This is a genomic window from Streptosporangium sp. NPDC000396 (genome assembly GCF_042898655.1).
In the GTDB taxonomy this organism is placed as follows: Bacteria; Actinomycetota; Actinomycetes; order Streptosporangiales; family Streptosporangiaceae; genus Streptosporangium.
Window position 1 is genome coordinate 184,539 of record NZ_JBIAZA010000015.1, and the last position, 20,319, is coordinate 204,857.

Annotated in this window: 15 protein-coding genes; 7 read left to right on the top strand and 8 right to left on the bottom strand. The window is 70.2% G+C overall.

The genetic code is table 11. The annotated features are described in order from the left end of the window. Nucleotides 1-81: 81 nt before the first annotated feature. Nucleotides 82-3,480, bottom strand: a complete 3,399-nt coding sequence (locus tag ACFY2X_RS24960; RefSeq protein ID WP_389941652.1) for a M28 family peptidase — start codon at nt 3,478-3,480, stop codon at nt 82-84. 704 nt (nt 3,481-4,184) lie between these two features. On the opposite strand from ACFY2X_RS24960, the gene ACFY2X_RS24965 reads away from it, so the two are divergent. The 3 genes from ACFY2X_RS24965 to ACFY2X_RS24975 all read left to right on the top strand — a co-directional run bounded on the left by ACFY2X_RS24965 (nt 4,185) and on the right by ACFY2X_RS24975 (nt 7,680). After that, nucleotides 4,185-4,910: a tyrosine-protein phosphatase gene (locus ACFY2X_RS24965; protein WP_389941655.1), complete on the top strand. Its 726-nt coding sequence runs from the start codon at nt 4,185-4,187 to the stop codon at nt 4,908-4,910. A gap of 86 nt (nt 4,911-4,996) precedes the next feature. After that, the gene (locus tag ACFY2X_RS24970) at nt 4,997-6,478 is read left to right on the top strand and encodes an AAA family ATPase (RefSeq protein ID WP_389941658.1); all 1,482 of its coding nucleotides are present in this window, start codon (nt 4,997-4,999) and stop codon (nt 6,476-6,478) included. Continuing rightward, nucleotides 6,457-7,680: a tetratricopeptide repeat protein gene (locus ACFY2X_RS24975; RefSeq protein WP_389941661.1), complete on the top strand. Its 1,224-nt coding sequence runs from the start codon at nt 6,457-6,459 to the stop codon at nt 7,678-7,680. The genes ACFY2X_RS24970 and ACFY2X_RS24975 overlap by 22 nt, the downstream gene beginning before the upstream one ends. 22 nt (nt 7,681-7,702) lie before the next feature. On the opposite strand, the gene ACFY2X_RS24980 is transcribed toward ACFY2X_RS24975, so the two are convergent. Together ACFY2X_RS24980 and ACFY2X_RS24985 are read right to left on the bottom strand one after the other, a co-directional pair. Continuing rightward, nucleotides 7,703-8,599 (bottom strand): haloalkane dehalogenase, encoded by an 897-nt coding sequence (locus ACFY2X_RS24980; protein ID WP_389941664.1) that lies wholly within the window; start codon nt 8,597-8,599, stop codon nt 7,703-7,705. Between the two features lie 63 nt (nt 8,600-8,662). Continuing rightward, complete coding sequence (locus ACFY2X_RS24985; protein WP_389941666.1) at nt 8,663-9,244, bottom strand: TetR family transcriptional regulator C-terminal domain-containing protein; 582 nt, start codon at nt 9,242-9,244, stop codon at nt 8,663-8,665. A gap of 207 nt (nt 9,245-9,451) precedes the next feature. Between ACFY2X_RS24985 and ACFY2X_RS24990 the strand changes: the two genes are divergently transcribed. Beyond that, a complete protein-coding gene (locus tag ACFY2X_RS24990) occupies nt 9,452-10,429 on the top strand; it encodes an ATP-binding cassette domain-containing protein (protein ID WP_389941829.1) in 978 nt (325 codons plus the stop codon). After that, on the top strand, nt 10,426-11,262 hold the full coding sequence (locus tag ACFY2X_RS24995; RefSeq protein WP_389941668.1) for an ABC transporter permease: 837 nt from the start codon (nt 10,426-10,428) through the stop codon (nt 11,260-11,262). The genes ACFY2X_RS24990 and ACFY2X_RS24995 overlap by 4 nt, the downstream gene beginning before the upstream one ends. A 64-nt stretch (nt 11,263-11,326) precedes the next feature. On the opposite strand, the gene ACFY2X_RS25000 is transcribed toward ACFY2X_RS24995, so the two are convergent. Further along, a complete protein-coding gene (locus ACFY2X_RS25000; RefSeq protein ID WP_389941670.1) occupies nt 11,327-14,470 on the bottom strand; it encodes a BTAD domain-containing putative transcriptional regulator in 3,144 nt (1,047 codons plus the stop codon). A gap of 436 nt (nt 14,471-14,906) precedes the next feature. On the opposite strand from ACFY2X_RS25000, the gene ACFY2X_RS25005 reads away from it, so the two are divergent. After that, on the top strand, nt 14,907-15,542 hold the full coding sequence (locus ACFY2X_RS25005) for a TetR/AcrR family transcriptional regulator (protein WP_389941673.1): 636 nt from the start codon (nt 14,907-14,909) through the stop codon (nt 15,540-15,542). Here the strand turns inward: ACFY2X_RS25005 and ACFY2X_RS25010 are convergent. The 3 genes from ACFY2X_RS25010 to ACFY2X_RS25020 form a co-directional block, all read right to left on the bottom strand. After that, the gene (locus tag ACFY2X_RS25010) at nt 15,524-15,802 is read right to left on the bottom strand and encodes a hypothetical protein (RefSeq protein WP_389941676.1); all 279 of its coding nucleotides are present in this window, start codon (nt 15,800-15,802) and stop codon (nt 15,524-15,526) included. The two genes, ACFY2X_RS25005 and ACFY2X_RS25010, sit on opposite strands and share 19 nt — an antisense overlap. Nucleotides 15,803-15,831: 29 nt before the next feature. Continuing rightward, a complete protein-coding gene (locus ACFY2X_RS25015) occupies nt 15,832-16,110 on the bottom strand; it encodes a hypothetical protein (protein ID WP_389941679.1) in 279 nt (92 codons plus the stop codon). Nucleotides 16,111-16,344: 234 nt separating this feature from the next. After that, nucleotides 16,345-17,073 (bottom strand): TetR/AcrR family transcriptional regulator, encoded by a 729-nt coding sequence (locus tag ACFY2X_RS25020; RefSeq protein ID WP_389941682.1) that lies wholly within the window; start codon nt 17,071-17,073, stop codon nt 16,345-16,347. 75 nt (nt 17,074-17,148) lie between these two features. On the opposite strand from ACFY2X_RS25020, the gene ACFY2X_RS25025 reads away from it, so the two are divergent. Continuing rightward, the gene (locus ACFY2X_RS25025) at nt 17,149-17,925 is read left to right on the top strand and encodes a DUF4386 family protein (protein ID WP_389941685.1); all 777 of its coding nucleotides are present in this window, start codon (nt 17,149-17,151) and stop codon (nt 17,923-17,925) included. A 124-nt stretch (nt 17,926-18,049) separates the two neighbouring features. On the opposite strand, the gene ACFY2X_RS25030 is transcribed toward ACFY2X_RS25025, so the two are convergent. Continuing rightward, nucleotides 18,050-20,311 carry a bifunctional polysaccharide deacetylase/glycosyltransferase family 2 protein gene (locus ACFY2X_RS25030; protein WP_389941688.1) on the bottom strand — a complete coding sequence of 754 codons (2,262 nt, stop codon included), beginning with the start codon at nt 20,309-20,311 and terminating at the stop codon, nt 18,050-18,052. Nucleotides 20,312-20,319: the final 8 nt, after the last annotated feature.

Sequence of the window (20,319 nt, forward strand, 5' to 3'; positions counted from 1 at the left end):
AACCCCCGGGGCCGCGGTCAAGCGGTCCCGGGGGCGTCTAGCGTTCAGGCCTGTCCTTCAGGGACGGGGCCTGGCTCGTGCTCAGACGGTGATGCTCCACCAGTCGAGGTAGCCGGTGTCGATGGAGTAGTTGTCGGTGACTTCCAGCAGCCACTGGCCGGCTGCTTGCTGGGTGACCGGGACCGTGTAGGTCCGCGTGCCGTACGACGTGCAGGTGGATCCGCCGCTGCTGTCGAGGAAGTACCACTGGCCGTTCGGGCCGCGGAGCCAGATCTCCAGGTCCTCGGCGCAGGTGTGGTTGATCGTGACCGTCAGCTTGACGGGCGATACCGCCGGGCCCGTCGCGGTGGAGTTGATCGGGCTCTGGATCGTGTCGAAGTCGTTGATGGTGTAGTTGGTGTCGTTGCGGAACGTGCGGTTGGGCGAGGTGCCCTGCACGGTCAACGTGTACACCGCGGTGTGGGTGGCGGTTTCGCCGGTGCCGGTGATCGTCACCTGGTAGGTGCCGGCCGGTGTCGAGGCCGTGGTGGCGATGGTCAGCGTGGACGAGCCGCCCGAGGTCACCGAGGACGGGTTGAACCCGGCCGTGGCGCCGCTGGGCAGACCCGACGCGGACAGGTTGACCCTCTGCGCGGTGCCCGCCGTGGTGGCGGTGGCGACCGTGGAGGTCGCCGACTGGCCCGCCTGGACCGTCCCCGACGTCGGGTTCGTGGAGATGGAGAAGTCCCGGCTTGTGGGCGTGCCTACCGCGAGTCTCCAGATCGCGTACGCCGAGGCGTCGGCGGCGCGGTCCAGGACGGTGTCGTTGATGTTGCTCGTGGTGTCGCATGCCCGGTGGTAGCAGGAGTCATATGCCTGGCCTGCCGTACCGCCCCACTTGGCGGCCTGTGCCGAGGTCTTGGTGGCGCTGGCGCCGGCCGCCACACCCGAGGTGGCGATGCCCGCGTTGCGGAACGACGCGTCGTCGGACCGGTTGGCGCCCTCGGTGTTCTCCTCAGGCTGGAGGTTCAGGCTGTCGTAGAAGGCCTTGAGATGCGTGGCCGCCGCGGTGGTGATGTTGTTGATGAAGTAGCCGCCGTTGGGCGAGCCCACCATGTCGTAGTTGTGGTAGACCGTGATCCTGCTTCGTTCGGTGGAGCTGAGCGAGTTGACGTAGAACCGCGAGCCGTTGAGGCCCTGCTCCTCGTCGGTCCACCAGCCGAACCGTACGTGCCGGGCCATCGTCGGGTTCCTCGCCGCCAGCGTCAGCGCGACCTCCAGCAGCGCCGACGAGCCCGAGCCGTTGTCGTTGATGCCCGGACCGGCCGAGACGCTGTCCAGGTGGGCACCGGCCATGACGACCTGGTTGGTGTCGCCTCCCGGCCAGTCGGCGATCAGGTTCGGCCCGGCCCCGCTGGTGCAGCCCGAGGTGCAGGGCTGCCGCACCACGGTGTAACCGGCGGCGGTGAGCCGCTGCTCGATGTACGACACCGACCCGGTGTAACCGGCGCCCGTGGACCTGCGGGTGCCGCCGTTGGCGGTAGCGATGCTCTGCAGCTGCTGCAGGTGAGCCTTGACGTTGTCGACGTTGATGTTCGGCGGGTCACCCGGGTTGGGTCCGCCGCCGACCGTCAGGGTGTATGCCGCCGTGTGCGTGCCGGAGGTGGCGGAGCCGGTCACCGTGACGGTGTAGGTCCCGGCCGGCGTCGACCCGGCGGTGCTGATGGTCAGGGTGGAGGAGTTGCCCGAGGTCACCGAGGACGGGTTGAAGCTCGCGGTGGCGCCGGACGGCAGGCCGGAGGCCGTGAAGGTGATCGTCTGCGCGCTGCCCGAGGTGGTCTGCGTGCCGACGGTCGAGGTGGCCTGCTGGCCGGGCTGCACCGTGCCCGCAGTGGGGTTCAGCGTCACGGAGAAGTCGTTGCCCGTCGCGGCGCAGGTCGGCTCGCCGGACTGCACCGGTACGCTGATCGCGTTCCAGGCCGCCTTGGTGGTGGCGCACTCGACGCTGCCCGCGCCGTACAGTTCCACGGCCGCCGCCAGCGACGCCGACCGGACGTTGGCGTACCGCCAGGACGAGGTCTTGCGCATCAGCGCGCCCATGAAGATCCGGCCGGCCTTCTGGACGCCGAGGCCGGACACCGAGGAGGGGCCGCCGCTGCAGATCGGGCTGTTCGGCTTGCCTCCGCCCGGCGAGGAACCCTCAGACAGCAGGTAGAACCAGTGGTTGAGCGGACCGGCCGCGGCGTGCACCTCGGTGTTCGGGATCGAGGTGGACCAGCAGTTGGGGTCGCCCACGCGGGACGGGTCGTACATGAACCGGATCGGGCCGTCGCCGACGAGGTTCACCTCTTCGCCGACCTCGTAGTCCGGCGGGTCGTTCGGGTTGTTGGCGTAGGCCTCGGTGAGCGCGCCGAAGATGTCACCGGTGGACTCGTTGATGCCGCCGTTCTCGTTGCCGGAACCGGCGCCGCCGGGCGTGGTCTGGAAGATGGCGTGGCCGAACTCGTGTCCCACCACGTCGATCGGCGTGGCCTGGCGCTGGTTGTCCTGGGAGTGGCCGAAGTTGGTGATGCTGCCGTCCCAGTAGGCGTTGACGTCGTTGAGCCCGACCCTGGCCGGGAAGCCGCCGCCGCTGCCGTTGATGCCGTTGCGACCGAGCCAGTCGCGCAGCATGTCCCATTCCTTCTGGACCGAGTAGAGCGCGTCCACGCAGGCGGTCTCCAGGTTCGTCCCGGAGCCGTTTCCCCATGCGTCGTCGGGGCCGGTGAACGTGGCGCCGTTCTGCCCGCCGCAGCGGAGGCCGTTACGGGTCGGGTCGGCCATCGAGAACGAGCTGCCGGAGCCGCTCGTGTTGATGGTGACCTGGCCGTAGTAGAAGCCGTTCCCGGTGCCCGCCCGGACCTCGTCGTAGGAGTCGGCGATTTTTCCGGTGCGCGCGTCGACGAACACGTGCTGCTTGCTCGGCTTGCCGTTGGCGATGCCGGAGACCAGCGCCTCCCATGCGAGGCGTGGCTTCTCACCCCAGGCCAGGACCACCAGGCGCGGATCCGCGCTGTCGTCGACCCGGGACAGCCGGGTCTTCGCCTTCGTGCGGGCGGCGTCGGCGGTCACCGTCGGCGAGGTCGAGACGTTCTGGGTGATACCGGTCGTCGCCGCCGCGGTGTCGCGTACGTTCCCGGCGGCGTCGGTGACCACGACCGCGTCGCCGCCCACCACGGGCAGTCCCTTGTAGGTGCGCTCGTAGGCGACGTAGTACATGCCTCCGGCACCCGCGGTCACCGCGGCGCGCCGGTACGTCTCGTCCGGGCTTTTCCGCAGATCATCCAGACCGCTCGCGACAGCCTGGTCGGCGGCGGCCGCGACCAGCGCGGACGGGTCAGCGGGAGGTTTGTCGTAGCCCGCGGATCCGGGCGGAGGTTTCGCGATCGCGGGCGAGGAAGGCGCCACCGCGGTCACGACGGCCAAACCCAAGGCCGCCGCGAGTACAGCTCTGCGTCTCACACGTGTTCCTTTCATTGGTCTCCCACGCCGCGTTTCGCCATGTGCGCGAGCGGCGGCGGCCGCGCCACCGAGGATCACCCGGAAGCGGGCACAGCGGGAATTGGGGGGTGATGGGAGAAATGAATGGCGGAGTTCACCGGAAGAGGGCGGAAAATGGGCCCGGAAAAGCCGCCTCGTCGTCCGGCAGAAATGGTTCCCATGGCGAGGAGCGCCCTCGGCCACCGGCTCGGCATGGCTTTTCCAGCCGGGGCGAAAAGCGCGCACCGTGACCGGATGCTCACATTCGAGCTGCCGTTGCGGTCACGGTCGACGGTGCCGATGTCACCACCGGCGCAGTGGGATTAGGGAGGGAAGGCGGGAGGTCGCTGCATTGTGCTCCTTACTCTGCGCGAGCGCGGTGGGTATTTCCCGGGCTACCGACCGCGGCCGGTTCGCATCCAGATGTCTCCGCTTCCGGAGAGCGCGCCGATCTCCCCGCGATGACCGTATGAATGTGAACAGACCTGTCCCGTGACGCTAGATCCATAACTGGACGATGAACATCCGTATTGATATCCGTACGTATACGGAAAAAGAATTACAGGCGATGATTCGCGGGAGTGAATGTGTAAAGATGCCGGTCACGAAGAACGGCCGGGGGCGAGAAGCACGGCCGCAGGCAGCAAGATCCCCTCCACCAAGACCATGATCGTAGAGTTGCCCTCGTGACAAGACATATCGAGTTCACCCGTGTGCACAATTTTCGTGACTTGGGCGGCTACCTCACCGACGACGGCCGCACGGTGCGGTGGGGCCGGCTGTACCGGTCCGATTCGCTCTCCAAGCTCCGGGGTGAGGACTTGGACCGATTCCTCGCGCTCGGCGTGCGCACCGTGATCGACCTGCGTTATCCCTGGGAGATCGACGCCAAAGGCCGGGTACCCGAGAGCGACGGGCTGGTCTACCACAACCTCAGCGTCGAGCATCGGCCCTACCGGCAGGCGGAGCTCGACCCGAGCGTCGAGCCCGGGCGGTTTCTCGCCGACCGGTACGCCGAGGTCGCCTTTGATGGGGCCAAGGAGCTCCAGCAGGCGCTGGAGGTCATCGCCGCTGACAGCAGTGCCCCGGTCGTGTTCCACTGCGCTTCGGGCAAGGACCGCACCGGATTGCTGGCCGCGCTCGTCCTGTCTCTGCTCGGTGTGTCGGAAGAGGAGATCGTCGCCGACTTCGCCCTCACCGATCTGGCGGCAGACCGGCTGGTCGCCGACTGGCGGGCCGACCATGACGGGCGGTCGCCGCGGTGGCCCGCGTACGGCCGGGCTCCGGCCGAGGTCATGCGGCTTTTCCTGGCCGATCTGACCACCGGGTACGGCTCCGTGCGCGGCTACGCCGCCAGTCGGCTCGGCGTCGACGACGAGCTGGTCACGAGGCTACGGACACAGCTCCTCTGAGGAGGGCGGCGCGAGAGATCAGGCCGGGATGCCATTTTCTGTAGCCTTATCCGGCGATCTGTCCGGCGGTAGAAAGGGGCCTACCCATGGTTGACGAGGCTGCGCTCAATGCGCTGCGCGAGGCGGCTCGCCTTTCGCCTGACAACCTCCCGCTGCGACGGCATCTGGCGGACCTGCTGCTGGCGGCCGGGCGCCTGGCCGAGGCCGAGGCGGAGTACCAGGCGACGCTGCTGCTCGCCCCCGGCGACCCGGGAACCGGCATCGGCCTGGCCGAGACGTTCGTCCGGCAGGGCAAGAACGGCGCGGCGATGGCCGCGCTGGACAGGATTTTGGCCACCCCTGGATACCCGCCGAAGGCGTCGGTGATCGCCGCCAGGGCACTGCTCGGTGACGGTGACCTGCAGGCCGCCGCCCGGCACTATCGCGACGCGATCGTCCGCGATCCCGCTCTCGCCGACCCCGAACTGGCCGCCCGGCTCACCGGTAGCGCCCCGGAACCCGCCTACCCCGGACCGGCCACCCCTCCAGGCGGTGGCGCCCCGGGACCCACCTACTACCCCGGACCCGCCGCCTACCCGGGACCCGCCACCCCATCAGGCGGTGGCACCCCGGGACCCGCCTACCCCGGACCGGCCGCCCCGCCGCAACCCGCCGGTGGCTGGGGGCACGGTCCCGCGTCCGCCGAACCGACCGCCGAGGTCGAGCGGGCCAGGACGACCTTCGCCGACGTCGCGGGGATGGACTCGGTCAAGGAGGCGCTGCGGATGAAGCTGCTCCTTCCGATCCAGCAGCCGGAGCTGTTCAAGGCGTTCGGCAAGCGCTCCGGCGGCGGGATGCTGCTGTACGGCCCGCCGGGATCGGGCAAGACGCACCTGGCGCGGGCGACGGCCGGGGAGCTGGGCGCGGCGTTCATCAACGTGGGCCTGGCCGACATCCTGGACATGTGGACCGGCTCCAGCGAGCGCAACCTGCGGGCGACGTTCGATCTGGCCCGTCGCAACCGGCCGTGCATCCTGTTCTTCGACGAGGTCGACGCGCTGGCCGCCCGCCGTTCCGACATGCGCCAGGCGCACAGCCGCCAGATCGTCAACCAGTTCCTCGCCGAGCTGGACGGGGTGGACCAGCACGCCAATGAGGGTGTGCTGGTGCTGGCCGCCACCAACGCGCCCTGGTACGTCGACGTGGCTTTCCGCCGTCCCGGCCGATTCGACCAGCTGGTGTTCGTCCCTCCGCCGGACGCCACGGCGCGAGCGGCGATCCTGTTCCTCCTGTGCCGGGACAAGCCGCTGGGCGAGGTGGACTTCGCGCAGGTGGCGAAGGCCACCGAGGGGTTCGTTGGCGCCGATCTCAAGGGACTGGTGGACCGGGCCGTCGAGGCCAAGCTGCACGAGTCGATCCGCGCGGGCCGCCCGGTCCCGCTGGGCACCTGGGATCTGATGACGGCCGCGCAGACGATCAGGCCGACCGCCGTGCGGGAGTGGCTGGGCACCGCCCGAAACTACGTGCTGCACTCCAACGAGAGCGGTGTCTGGGACGAGCTCCTGCCGTGGCTGCGCGACCTGCGATGAGCATCCCGGATTCGGACGCCGAGCTGGACGCGGCCGTCGCGCGGGCCCGCACGCTGATACAGCTGCGACGCCCCGACGCAGCCGAGCGGGAACTGCGCGGTGTGCTGGCCCGCTCCCCCGAGCACACGATGGCGCACGCGCTGCTCGCCACGGTCCTCGACGACGAGGCCGAGGCCATCGCCGAGGCCAACGAGGCCGTACGCCTGGCCCCCGACCACTGGCTCCCCCACTACGCCGCCGCCTGGGCGCTGCGCAAGGCGGGCCGGAACGCCGAGGCCATACGGGCGGCCTCGGCCGCGATCGCGTGCGACCCGAGCGTTCCCGGGCCGTGGGAGCAGCTCGCCCGCGCCCACTTCGCCCGCAACGAGTGGTGGCCGGCCGCGCAGGCCGCCCGGCAGGGGCTGACCCTCGACCCGAACGACAGCGACCTGGCCAGCCTGCTCTCCCTCGCCCTGTCGGAGATCGCCGGAGCCCCCGACGCGCTGGTCAACGCCGCGCAGGCCGTACGGCTCGGCCCCGAGGAACCGCTCGCCCACCTGGCGTACGGCTACGCCGCGCTGGCCACCGGCGACCCCGCGACCGCCGTACAGGCCTTTCGCGAGACGCTCCGGCTCGAACCGAACATGGATCAGGCCGGTGAGCTGCTCGTGGAGGCGCTCAAGCACCGCAACCCGATCTACCGGGTGCTGTTCCGGGGGCTCAAGGGGTTCGGAAAGCGGAGGGTGCGGCTTCCGCTCGCCTTCCGGTTCCTTCTCTTCCTGGTGATCTTGGTGGGGTTCTGGATGCTCTGGGTGGCCGACGCGCTGCTGACGCTCCGGCTGTCCCGCGATTCCTACCACCGGCTGCTGCTGCGCCGGGACGCCCTCCAAGCGGCACGGGTCTGCGCCGGGACGCTCGGAGCCGGCCTGGTGATCCTGGTGCTCGGCGTCGTTCTCGGTCAACCCGAGGTCGGCGCCGCCGGGGTCGCCACGCTCGCGCTTGTGACGCCGATCCAGGAGGCCGGCCGCGCCAAGTCGCGAGCCCGCCGTATCCTGCACGGCTGGACGGTTCTACTCGTCGGCGCGATCGCGGTGTCGCTCGGGCTCTCGGCGCTCTCACCCGATCCCGACCGCCTCGGCATCGCGCCGATGACCACCCTCGCCTGCCTGCTGACCGTGTGGATCGCCATGCTGGTCGACCACCGGACCGCGCCGGGTTCCTGACCGGCCGGCCTCACAGGCCGGTTCAAAGGCCGAGCACGAAGTCGCGCAGGGCCGCGCCGATCTCGTGCGGTGAGTCCTCCTGGATGTAGTGGCTGCCTGCCACGGTGACCTCGTGCTGGTTGGGCCAGGTGCGCGCGAACTCCAGGGCGCGGCCCACCAGCAGGGCGCCGGGTTCGGCGGAGATGAGGAGCTTGGGCAGCGGGCTTCCGGCGAGCCACTGCCCGTAGGTCTCGACGATCTCGGCGACGTCCTCGGGGGTGCCGTCGATCGGTAGCTCACGGGGGAACAGCAGGGTCGGCATCCGGGACTCGCGGGTGGGGAACGGGGCCCGGTAGACGTCCATCTCGGCGTCGCTCAGCGGGCGGAGCACGCTCTTGGGCAGGACGGTCTCGATGAAGAAGTTCTCCTCCAGGATGAGCCGTTCCCCTTCGGGAGAGCGCATCGCGCGGAAGAGCGTGTCCCTGCCGGGAGGGAAGTCGGTCCAGCGCCGGGGCTGGACGATGGCCTCCATGTAGGCGATCGCCTTGACCCGCTCGCGGTGCCGCTCGGCCCAGTGGAAACCGAGGGCCGAGCCCCAGTCGTGCAGGACGAGGGTGACGTCGCGGTCGAGGTCCAGGGCGTCGAACCACTCGTCGAGGCGGCGCGCGTGGTCGGCGAACCGGTAGGCCCCGTCCGGCGCCGCACCCGAGGCGCCCATCCCCACGAGGTCGGGGGCGAGACAGCGGCCGAGGTCGGCGACGTGCGGGATGACGTTGCGCCACAGGTAGGACGAGGTGGGGTTGCCGTGCAGGAAGACGATCGGGTCTCCGGTGCCGGTGTCGACGTAGCTCATCTCCGTGCCGGACACGGCGATCCGCTTACGCGGGTGCGGGTCCGAGGCCGAAATCGCGGGGGACGGCTGGACGTCGGTGTGCGTCATGGCGGGGATCTCCTCAGGTTGTTCGGAGGGGCAGGGCTGCCCCGGGGGATGCGGGTCCGGGTCTCAGGCCAGGACGGTCGAGAAGATGACCGTCTTGCACCGCTCCAGCGGTTCCGCGCTGCGCTCGATCTTCATTCGCAGGATCGCGCCCTGCCATGAGGCGAGCAGGAAGTCGGCGAGGTCGAGCGAGGGCAGGACGAGGCGGATCTGCCCGGCCGCGGCGGCCTCGTCGAGGCAGTCGGCGAACGGCTTGCGCCACTGGGCGAAGACCTCCGCGAGGCGCGTGCGCAGGGCATCGCTCTGCTCGACCGTCTCCAGGCTCAGGTTGCCGATCAGGCATCCGTCGTGCCAGCCACGCCCCTCGAAGCGGTCGCCGATGGCGTCGAAGTATGCCCGCAGCCGGTCCAGCGGCGGCAGTTCGCCGTTGCGCAGCGTCGCGTCGATCACGGAGCCCACGTCCGTGAAGTAGCGGTCGAGGATCTCCAGTCCGAACGCCTCCTTCGAGGCGAAGTGGTTGGAGAAGGATCCCTGCGGCACCCCCGCGGCGGCGGTGATGTCACGGACCCCGGCCGCGTTGAACCCTCGCTTTCGTACTACTTCGAGTCCTTCGCGAAGGATCTGCTCTTTGTTGGAAGCTCTTGCCATGAATTCAATATGGACGACCGTATTAGTTTTGTCAACGCAGAGCCGAGCGAGCGGTGGTTCCGACCCGAGCATCGGACCTCCACGGATGATCGCCGCTGATCCGGGCTGACAGCCGTTGTGAGGCACTGTCAGCGTGCGATCTGCGTGCTGTTAGCGGTGGTCGGCATCGTTGTCGTCATCGAGAACGGCGAGGGCGGGAGGAACACGGTGTCGTACGCGATCCGGGCCGAGGGGCTGGTCAAGCGGTACGGGGACATGGTCGCGCTGAACGGCGTCGACCTGGAGGTGCCTGCGGGCAAGGTGGTCGGTGTGCTCGGCCCGAACGGCGCGGGCAAGACCACCACCGTGCGGATCCTGGCGACCCTGCTGCGGCCCGACGGGGGCCGGGCCACGGTGGGGGGCCATGACGTGGTGAGGGACCCGGTGCGGGTCCGCGGCCTGATCGGGATCACCGGACAGTACGCCTCGGTGGACGAGACCCTGTCCGGCACCGAGAACCTGGTGCTGCTGGGCCGTCTGCTCGACCTGTCGAAGCGGGACGCCAAGGCGCGAGCCGCCGAACTGCTGGAGCGGTTCGAGCTCACCGACGCCGCCACGCGCCCGATCAGCACCTTCTCCGGGGGCATGCGCCGCAGGCTCGACCTGGCCGCCAGCCTGGTCGGCAGGCCGCAGGTGCTGTATCTGGACGAACCGACCACCGGGCTCGACCCGCATACCCGCAACGAGATGTGGGAGGTGGTCCGGCGGCTGGTGGCCGACGGCTCCACGGTCCTGCTCACCACGCAGTACCTGGAGGAGGCCGACCAACTGGCCGACCGGATCACAGTGATCGACCACGGCCGCGTGGTCGCCGAAGGCAGGCCCGGAGAGTTGAAGCGGAGAGTCGGCGGCCAGATCCTGCACGTACGCCCGACCCTTCCCGCCGATCTGGACGAGGTGGGCCGGATCCTGTTCGAGCTGACCGGCCTCACCCCGGCCCGTGATGTGAACACCGGCCTGCTGACCGTACCGGCCGCCGACCCGATGCTGGTGTCCGCGCTGGTGCGAAGGCTGGACGGGGCCGGTATCGCCGCCGATGAACTGGGCTTGCGCCTGCCCAGCCTGGATGAGGTCTTCCTGGCGCTGACCGGACGGCCCGCCGCACAGGCCAAGCAGGACATCGTTGCCGAGAGGAACGTGGCATGAGCACCACCACCATCCCCCGTACTGTCCCGACCACCACCCACAGGCAGCCGTCCCCGCTACGCGTCGGCCCGGCCAAGGCCTTCCGGCACGGGCTGGCCCTGGCCCGGCGCGGCATCATCAAGATCGGCAAGTCTCCGGCTCAGCTCACGGACGTCATCCTGACTCCGGTCGTGTTCCTGCTGATGTTCGTCTATCTGTTCGGAGGCGCCATCGCCGGCGGGGACGTCGACGGCTACTTGCAGATGGTCACGCCGGGGATCATGGTGATGACGGTCTTCCAGGCCAGCATCGGCATCGGCGTCTCCCTGAACGCCGATGCGAGCACGGGCGTGTTCGACCGGTTCCGCAGCATGCCGATCGCCCGGTCCGCGCCGCTGGTCGGCGCCGTACTGGCAGACTTCGTCCGCTATGTCGTCAGCCTGGCGGTGCTGGTGACGCTCGCGACGGTCATGGGCTACCGGATCGGAACCGGTCCGGTGGCCGCCCTGGCCGCGCTCGCGCTGCTGGTCGGCTTCGCGCTCAGCTTCTCCTGGATGTCGGTCTACGTCGGCATGCTGGTCAAGACGCCCGGCTCGGTCCAGGGCCTGATGACGATCCTGGTCCTCCCGCTCACCTTCGCCAGCAACGTGTTCGTCCCCTCCCAGACCATGCCGGGCTGGCTGCAGGTCTGGTCCGAGATCAACCCCGTCAGCCTGATGGCCGACACGGTGCGCGGCCTGCTGAACGGCGGTCCGGTCGCCGGACCGCTGCTCGGCAGCCTGGCCTGGATGGTCGGCGTGGTCGCGGTGTTCTTCCCGCTGGCCATGCGCGCCTACCGCAAGAACGCGGCCTGAGGCACACGCCCCGAGAGAACGCGGCGGAGCCTCGCTTCACCCAAGAACGCGGCCTGAGTCGCGCTCACGAGCCCACCGGCTGGCCGGATATCTCGGCCAGCCGGTTCAGCGCGTCCTGCCTCGGCAGCTCCGCGCCCCGGCGATAGGCCTCGCGATAGCCGTCCTCGCCGAGTCGCTCGGTGAGCCTGGCGGCGAGCTCACGCAGGTCCGGGTCGCCGTGGTAGAACGCCCCGCGGATCACATGGCTCATCCCCAGCGCGTGGGCGGCGCCGACCGGGTCCTCCTCCAGCTCGAGCAGCCTGGCCAGCAGTTCCGCGGCCCAGGCCACGCCGTTGGCGTTGCCGTAGGCGAACAAGCCGCGCACGGCCCGGGGCAGGAGCTCCCGTGCCTGCTCGGGCGCTCCCTCCGCGAGCCGGTTGGCCATCCGGTAGCCCGAGACCAGGTCCCTGGCCATCTCCTCGGGGTACGGCAGGCGGTGGACGAGTGCTTCCATCCGATCCAGGACCTGGTCGGCCTGCTCGATGTCGCCGGAGCAGCGGTGCACGCCGGAGAGGTAGCCCAGCATGTCGGTCTCCAGGCGCCGGTGGCCCCGCTCCCTGGCCTGGCGTTGTGCGGCCAGGATGTCCCGCAGAGCTCCGTCAAAGTCGCCGCTGCGCCTCCGCACCGCCGCGAGGGCGGCCTTGGTGTAATACAGGTGCTCCTCGGTGCCGAGCTCGGAGGCGATCGCGACCGCCCGCTCGAAGGCGGCGATGGCTTGGCCGTACTCACCTCGCAGGGAATGATCCCGGCCGAGGGGGAGCAGGCTCATCACCAGCCCCCAGCGGTCGCCCACCTCCTCGAATCCGCGCAACGCCTCCCGCCGTGAGTGGACGCCGGTCTGCAGGTCGCCCTGTTCGGTGAGAACGAAGTCCTGCGCCCAGTGCGCGCTGGCCCGCACCCAAGGGTCGGGCGAGTTCAACGCCTGCTGGAGCGGCCCTTCCTCAAGGTTGCCCGCCAGCTGCGACATGCGCAGCAACGGCAGCGCAGGATGGAACTCCATCGCTCCCGCGGGGTCGACGTCCGCGGGTTCGGCCGGGGAGGCCGACTTGGCCGCGGCGAGTCGCACCACGCGGAAGGCGGCGCGGGCCTGGTCGGGCAGAGCATCGCCGAACGCGAGCACCTCGGTCAGGTATGTCTGGAACTGGGTGCTCATCCCTCTGATGCCCCAGTACCAGAACATCGCCCTGGCGAACCGGGACGCCCTGAGCGCGTCCCCGGCGTTCAGGACCGCCCGCAGCGCGAAGACCATGTTGTCGTGCTCGGCGTCGAACAGCGCGATCGCCTCCAACTGCGCACGAGTGCGCAGCAGCGGTTCGTGCTCCTCGGCCAACGCGAGGAAGTAGTCCGCGAACCCCGTGGAGACGTCGTCCCCGGACGCGGCGAGCCGGGAGGCCGCGTACGCGCGGATCGTCTCCAGCATCCGATACCGGTCATCGGCCTGCTGGACGATGGACTTCTCGACCAGGGAGCCGAGCACATACAACACGTCCTCGGCCGGCAGCGACCCGTCCGCGCAGACCGCCTCCAGCGCGGCCAGCGTCGCCCCGCCGGGGAAGGCCGACAACCGGCGCGCCAGCACCCGCTCGGGCTCGTCCAGCAGGTCCCAGCTCCACTCCACCACCGCCAGCAGTGTGCGCTGGCGCGGCAGCGCGATCCTGCTGCCCGAGGTCAGCAGCCGGAACCGGTCGTCCAGCCGCCGCGCGATCTGCTCCACGCTCATCGAGCGAAGCCGGGCCGCGGCCAGTTCCAGGGCCAGCGGCATCCCGTCCAGCCGCCAGCAGATCTCCACCACGGCGTCCACCGTGGAGTCGTCGAGCGCGAAGCCCGGCCGGACACCGGCGGCCCGGTCGACGAACAGTCGCACCGCGGCCGCCTCGGCCGCCTCGGTGGGATCCGGTGATCCTTGGGGCACCTCGAGCGGGCCGAGATGGCACAACGCCTCCCCGGTGATCGCCAGCGGTTCCCTGCTGGTGGCCAGGATCCTCAGCTGCGGCAGCCGCTCCAGCAGCTGATCGGCCAGCTCTGCGGCCGCCTCGACCAGATGCTCGCAGTTGTCCAGCAGCAGCACCGCATCACCGACGTCGAGCAGTTCGGCCATCCGATCCACCGGTGCGGCCTGCTGACTGCCGTCATACAGACGACCGTCGCTGGCGCTGAGCGCCCCGAGTACCGCGTCGGCCAGCTGGTCCGGTGCACTCACTCCGGCCAGTGGCACGAGCCACACCCGGCCCCGCGGGTAAGCCCGATCCCGGATCGCCGCCTCCAACGACAGCCTGGTCTTACCCGCGCCGCCCGGTCCCACGATGGTGACCAGCCGAGAAGCGGCCATCAGCTCGGCGAGCTGGTCCAGCTCGGATTCGCGGCCGACGAAACTGGTCAGCCGCGCCGGCAGCCGGCTCGGCGCGGCCTGCTCGGCCTGTGGAGAGGACCGTTCCAGTTCCCCGCGCAGCAGCGCCAGGTGAACCTGCTGCAACTCGGCCGAGGGGTCGACCCCCAGCTCCTCGCCCAGCCTGCCGCGGATCTCCTCGTACACCGCCAGCGCGTCGGACTGACGTCCGGCCGCCGCCAGCGCCCGCATCCGCAGCTCGGCCAGCCGCTCGCTCAGCGGATGTGCGGCGCCGGCCGTACTCAGGTCGGCCAGCACCTCGGCGTGCCGGCCCAGCCGCAGTTCCGCCTCGAAGCGGTCCTCGGCGGCCGCGGCCCGCACGTTGTCCAGCTTCGTGGCGGTCGGGCGGGCGAACGGTGCCTCCAATACGTCGGCCAGTGCCGCGCCCCGCCACAGCCCCAACGCGGCGCCCAGCATCGCAGCCGCCTCCTTGGGCCGGCCCGCCGCCAGCTCGCGCCGCCCCTGCCCGGCCAGTTCCTCGAACCGATGCACGTCCACATCCTCGGCGCGCACCGACAGCCGGTAGCCCCCCGCCACCAGGTCCAACGTCGCCGCCCCGGCCAGCGCCTTGCGCAGCCGGGACACCAACCCCTGCAACGCACTGGTGGCTCCCGACGGCGCTTCCTCGCCCCACAGGTCATCGATCAGCGAGTCGGCGGAGACCGGACGACCCGCCTCAAGGGCGAGCCTGGCCAGCAACATCCGCAGCCGGACACCGCTGATCTCCATCGGTGTGGCGTCGTCGGCAAAAGCCTCAACAGGACCAAGCAGAATAATTCGCATCAAAATGACCTTCCAGTTTCACCTGGAGCCGTTCGGATCGGGCTCATCGTGATACCGGGCCGAACGGCTTGTTGATGGTGCGGGCCGGGCGGCACCCGCAGGAAGCGTGAGCGGGGATCCTGTGGTCGTCAGGACGAAGCGCGTGATGACGACCGGGTGAAACCAACCGGGGAAGGCGGCTCTGCGGCCCCGACGAGTGCTGTGACGTCGATGCCGTGGAGACCGGTGTCGGTTTCAGTCATGGTCCCCTCCTTCCTCGAGCCGAATCGAGGATGGTCGGCAGCGGCCCCGCGCTACGAGGGCCGTTGAACAGTGGAAATGCGACTCTCTGCCCAGATCGGGCATCGCCGCAAGTCGAACTGTACAGACCTGTACACATGAACTCAACTGTGCAGTTCAGTGATTTGCTAGGCTGACATCGACCGGGAGGGGCAGCATGGAATCACGGGTGCCGACAGGCGAGCGGGCCGCCCGCAAGCGGCTGGCGATCATTCGGGCCGCACGGGCGGCCTTCGTGCGCGACGGCTTCACCGTCGGCATGGACACGATCGCCGCCGAGGCCGGCGTGTCCAAGGTGACGGTTTACAACCACTTCGGCAACAAGGAAACACTGTTCCTGGAGGTCATCGGGGACGCGCTCGAAGACGCGCTCGGCGCGGCGGTCGAGGGCACCACCACACGGCTCAGCAGCACAGACGACCTGCGCACCGCCCTGGCCTGGACCGCACGATCCTGGGTGAAGGGCATGATCCAACCGGACGTGCTCTCGCTACGCCACCTGGTGGTGAACGAGGTCCGCCGCTTCCCCGAACTGGGCCGAGCCTGGCAGCTTCACGGGCCCGACCGCGCCAAGCCCGCACTGAGCGACACGTTCCGCAAGCTCAACGCCGAAGGCCGACTGGAGATACCCGACGTCGACCTCGCCATCATCCAGTTCTACGCCCTCGTGCTGTACCCGCACCTGATCCACAGCGCCTACGGCGTAACCCTGCCCCCGGCGACGACCGACGCCCTCATCAACACCGGCGTGGACATGTTCCTGGCATATTACGACTACCAGCCGACCACGTAGGAGATCACGACAAGGCCTACCCCTCCGGCCATCTGGCACCACGACCAGCGCCAGTCGGCCTGTGGATCCAGCAGGCGGTCAACGGCCGTCCGGGCGACGTCCACGGCGGCCGAGGATCTCCACTGGTGCCAGCGCGATCGCCGCCACCACCCCTCGGGTGATGCGGTGCCCGCCGGGGTGCGCAGGCTCCACGTGGAGTGCCCGGTGATGCCCCACTCGGCGGGGACCGTCTTGGCGATGAGGCGGATGCGCTCGCGCACCTGCTCACTGATCGCCGGTGGACGGCCCACTAGTACCCGGCGCCGGCGGCCCAGGCCTTGATCGCATCCGCCTTGGCGGTGAGGTCATCGGCGAGCGCCTGCCCCTGCGCGAACGCGCCGGCTCGCATCTGCTCGACCAACGCTTTGGTGTCAACCTGCTTGGCGAGGGCAGCGCCGCGCTCGGCCTCAGCCCCCCTGAGAGCCGCCTGCTCGCAGGCTTGGCTTGCCGCGGTCATGGCCTGCTCTGCCTTCGATCGCACCTGCTTGATACGGGCGTCGACCAGTTCGGGCAGCGTCTCGTGCGACATCTCATTTCCCCTTTCGCGTTTTCTTCGGGCGTGATGCCGAGGTCGCGGATTCGGCGGCCTCGTGCATCTGGCGTTGCACACGGACAATGGCCATCGCCGCTGACAGCACTCTGATGGCGCACTAACACGAATCTCGTGTGCCTGTCAGAGGGCAAACGAGGCTGCCACGAAGTACACGCGACGCAATGCGACAGGGGGACGCGTCCGCTTCGCGCAGTGTCGCGTCGGCGACCGCTACAGACCCGCCAGGAGGCGGCGCAGTCCCCAGCGGAACTGGTCGGTCGAGATGTAGGCGGCGATGGCGTCGGCCGCGGCATGGGTTCGGGGGAAGGCCTCGGGATCGACGACGAGAGCCGCCCTGCGCACGGCGATCCGCTCGGCCTCGGAGGGGAGGGCCCCCCGTGCCTCCGCGCTCTTGCCGTCCTTGCCGCTCTTGCTGTCCTTGCTTTCCTTGCTTTCCTTGCCGTCCTTGCCGTCCTTGCCGTCCTTGCCGTCCTTGCCGTCCTTGCCCCCGGAGTCCACCAGCTCGGCCGCCTCCAGGGCGATGGCGCCCAGCACGTAGACCATCACGGCGTAGCAGGCGCGCGGGTCCGGCAGCACGCCGAGCATGCTCTCACCGACCCGCAGCGCGACCGGCCCGCTGTAGGCGGCGCCGAGGATCACGGGCACCGCCGCCGGGTGGCGCAGCAGTACCTCGCGCAGCGTCAGCGCGAAGTCTTCGATCCGCTGGTGCGGCGGCCTGGCGCGGTCCTCCAGCACACCCAGGTCGGCCTCGGCGAGCAGCCGGTCGGCCAGCGCGTTCATGATGGCGGCCCGGTCGGGGAAGTAGGTGTAAAGCGCACCGGGGGTCAGGCCCACCCGCGCGGCCAGCGCCCGCATGGTCAGCCCTCCGCCGTCGACCAGCTCTAGCGCCGCATCCAGCACGGCTCGCGGATCGACCGAGCGCTGAGGTCCTCTCTTCACGGGGGAAACTCTAGTCTTCCCAAAGAACTCTGAACGGTGTTTAATATTAAACACCGTTCAGAGTTAAGGAGTCCCATGAGATCGATCCTCGCCCTGGGTGTGATCGCGGCCAACGCGGCCTTCATCGGCCTGGGCGCCGTCTTCGGCTATCCGGACGTGCTCGCCGAACCGCCCGCGATGATCCTGGCCAGGTTCGCCGCCAACCAGACGGCCGTCTCCGCCTGGTTCCTGCTGCTGGCGCTCGGCGCCGGCTCGCTGATCCCGGTCGCGGTGCTGCTCGGCCGCCGCCTGCCGGACCGGCCGGTCGCCGCGCTGGCGACGCAGGCCGGGGTGCTGGCCGGGCTGGTCCAGATCATCGGCCTGATCCGCTGGCCGTTCGCGGTGCCCGCGCTGGCCCACGCGAGCGATCGGGCGACGGCCGAGACCGTCTTCGCCGTCCTGCACGGCTATCTCGGCACCGGAGTCGGCGAAACTCTCGGCTACCTGTTCACCGCCGCCTGGACCCTCCTGCTCCTGGCGGCCCTGCCCGCGCCGCCGCTCTGGTTCAGGGCACTGGGCACCGGCGCGGCACTGGCCATCCTGGCCGGGCTGCTGGTGCCGCTGGAGCTGCCCGGCGCGGATCTGGTCAACTTCGTCGGCTACCTGGCCTGGAGCGGCTGGGCGCTCTGCCTGGCCGTACTCGCCGACCGGCTGCTCTCACCGGAGACAGCCCCGGCTCCGGCTCCAGCCCCGACCGTGGGCACGGGCGCGGACGCGGGCACGGGCACGGGCACGGGTGCGGGTGCGGGCACGGGTGCGGGCGTGGATCCGGCCCCGGGCGCGGGTACGGGTGCCCGGCGGCCGACGAGGTAAGGGCCGATGGCCCTTCAAGGGCGTCCGCCGAAGAGCAGGTGGCGGCGCGCTTCGCCCGGTGAAGCCGGGGCCGACACGGATGGCGTCGGCCCCTGCTTCAGCCGGACGGCCCCGGAAGACCGCCTCAAGCCGCGAAAGTGCCCTCCCGGCGGATCGTCTGCCAGCGCAGGCGCACCCCGAGCACGGCGGTCGCCACCGACTGGATCACCACCAGATACATCAGCTGCCGGTAGACGAACTGCTGCAACGGCAGGACCCACAGCACCGAAGCCCGCTCGCGGTCCAGCCGCAGCGCGTACCAGCCGGTGAACGCCTGGATCAGCACGAACCCCGCCCAGACGGCCACCACCGGCAGCGGATCTCCCACCGCCACGCTGTAGACGGCCATGATGTCCACGACGGGAGCGAGCAGTGGCAGCAGCACCTGGAAGAGCGTCAGGTACCCCAGGCAGCGGCGGCCGAACGGGCCCGGCTCCACGATCGCGCGGCGATGCTTCCACATCGCCTGCAGCGTGCCGTAGCACCACCGGTAACGCTGGCGCCACAGCTGCCTGAGCGAGGTGGGCGCCTCGGTCCAGGCCAGCGCGTTCTCCTCGTAGACCACCCGCCAGCCGTCCCGGCACATCGCCATGGTCAGGTCGGTGTCCTCGGCCAGGGTGTCGATGCTGACCCCACCGAGCGCCTGGAGCGCCGAGCGCCGGAAGGCCCCGATCGCCCCCGGCACGGTGGGCATGCAGCCCAGCAGGTCGAAGGCCCGGCGGTCGAGGTTGAAACCGATGACGTACTCGATGTGCTGCCAGCGGCCGATCATGCCGCGCCGGTTGCCGACCTTGGTGTTGCCGCTGACCGCGCCCACGGCCGGATCGGCGAGCGGCCGGACCAGGTGCCCGATGGTGGCGGGCTCGAAGACGGTGTCGCCGTCCACCATGATCAGGATGTCGTGCGAGGCGTGGGCGATGCCCGTGTTGAGCGCGGCGGGCTTGCCGCCGTTCTCCTGGCGGATCACCCGCACCCCGGGCAGGCCGAGAGAGGCGGCGATGGCGGCGGTGCCGTCGGAGGAGCCGTCGTCCACGACGATCACCTCCAGCGCACCGGGGTAGTCGGTGTTCACCAGCGAGCGTACGGTGGCCTCGATTCCGGCTTCCTCGTTGTAGGCCGGGACGATCACGGTGACGGCGGGCGGCGCGGGCCAGGCCGGAGCGCGCCCGGCACGCCTCTTACCGCCCCGCACGCGCTGGGCGTGCACCCAGGCCAGGACGAGGAAGAAGACGAGCCGCAGCAGGGTGAGCACTCCGGCGGCGGCCAGGACCCATGACATCACCACGGTGAAGCCGCTCGCTCCACGCTGGGCGAGGCTCAGCCCGGTGCCGACGAAGCGGTCCAGCCCTCCGGCCGGAGTGTGCGCCGAGGGCATGCCGAGCGCGGAGGTGAGCGTCGTCGCCCGATACTTCTGGCCGGCGAGCTGGGTGAGCAGCCGGTCCACCGCGGCGACCGTCTGACCGCGGTCGCCCCCGGAGTCGTGCATCATGATCACCGCGCCTCTGCCCCCGCGGGGAAGAGCGCCTCGGACGATCTGCTCGATGCCGGGCCTGGCCCAGTCCTTGGTGTCCAGATCGGTGAGCGCGACGAGATAGCCCTCCTTCGCCATGGTGTGCAGCGCCCGCAGTTGGGGACCGGTGACGGCCGCCGGCGAGGAGGAGTACGGCGGGCGCACCAGGCGCGTGTGCACGCCCGCCACGCCGGCCAGCGCCTTCTGGGTCAGTGACAGCTCCAGCCGTAGCCGCCAGTCCGGCACGGCGGAGAGATCGGCGTGGGCGTAGGTGTGGTTGCCGATCTCGTGCCCCTCGGCGATGATCCGCCGGGTCAGCTCGGGGTTCTCGGCGATCCGCGTGCCGACGGTGAAGAACGTCGCCTTGGCTCCGTGCCTGGCGAGCACGTCGAGCAGCTGGGGGGTCCAGCGCGGGTCCGGGCCGTCGTCGAAGGTGAGTGCCACCGTTCGGGCCGGGAGGCGGGCGCTGTCCGGCTTGTCACCGGTGAGGTTGAGCACCGGGCCGCCGCGCCGTACGCGGTCGAGCTCGGCGGAGGGCGGGTCGGCCGGGGCCGGGACGGCGTGCGTCTCTCCCACCACGTTGGTGGCGTACCCGTTGAGCACCAGCGCCCCGGCCATCAGCACGAGACCGACCGCGACCAGGAACCAGTGCCCTCGCGGGTCGGCCTGGCGCCGGCGACGCCAGATGACCGGGCGGTTCTCTCCGCCCCCGGGCTGCTCGGGAAGGGGCAGCGTCAGGTCGGTGAGGGTGGCGGTGCCTGCGGTGCCGGGTCCCGTCTCCCCCGCCGCCGGAGCCGGCGGCCACACCCGTGTCCCGGGGACTTCCTGCGGGCTCAATTCTTCGG

Bases quoted from the DNA above. Each gene is read 5' to 3' on its own strand.
- ACFY2X_RS24970 (WP_389941658.1), top strand. From the start codon at position 4,997: ATGGTTGACGAGGCTGCGCTCAATGCGCTGCGCGAGGCGGCTCGCCTT.
- ACFY2X_RS24980 (WP_389941664.1), bottom strand. From the start codon at position 8,599: ATGACGCACACCGACGTCCAGCCGTCCCCCGCGATTTCGGCCTCGGAC.
- ACFY2X_RS24985 (WP_389941666.1), bottom strand. From the start codon at position 9,244: ATGGCAAGAGCTTCCAACAAAGAGCAGATCCTTCGCGAAGGACTCGAA.
- ACFY2X_RS24995 (WP_389941668.1), top strand. From the start codon at position 10,426: ATGAGCACCACCACCATCCCCCGTACTGTCCCGACCACCACCCACAGG.
- ACFY2X_RS25000 (WP_389941670.1), bottom strand. From the start codon at position 14,470: ATGCGAATTATTCTGCTTGGTCCTGTTGAGGCTTTTGCCGACGACGCC.
- ACFY2X_RS25005 (WP_389941673.1), top strand. From the start codon at position 14,907: ATGGAATCACGGGTGCCGACAGGCGAGCGGGCCGCCCGCAAGCGGCTG.
- ACFY2X_RS25015 (WP_389941679.1), bottom strand. From the start codon at position 16,110: ATGTCGCACGAGACGCTGCCCGAACTGGTCGACGCCCGTATCAAGCAG.
- ACFY2X_RS25025 (WP_389941685.1), top strand. From the start codon at position 17,149: ATGAGATCGATCCTCGCCCTGGGTGTGATCGCGGCCAACGCGGCCTTC.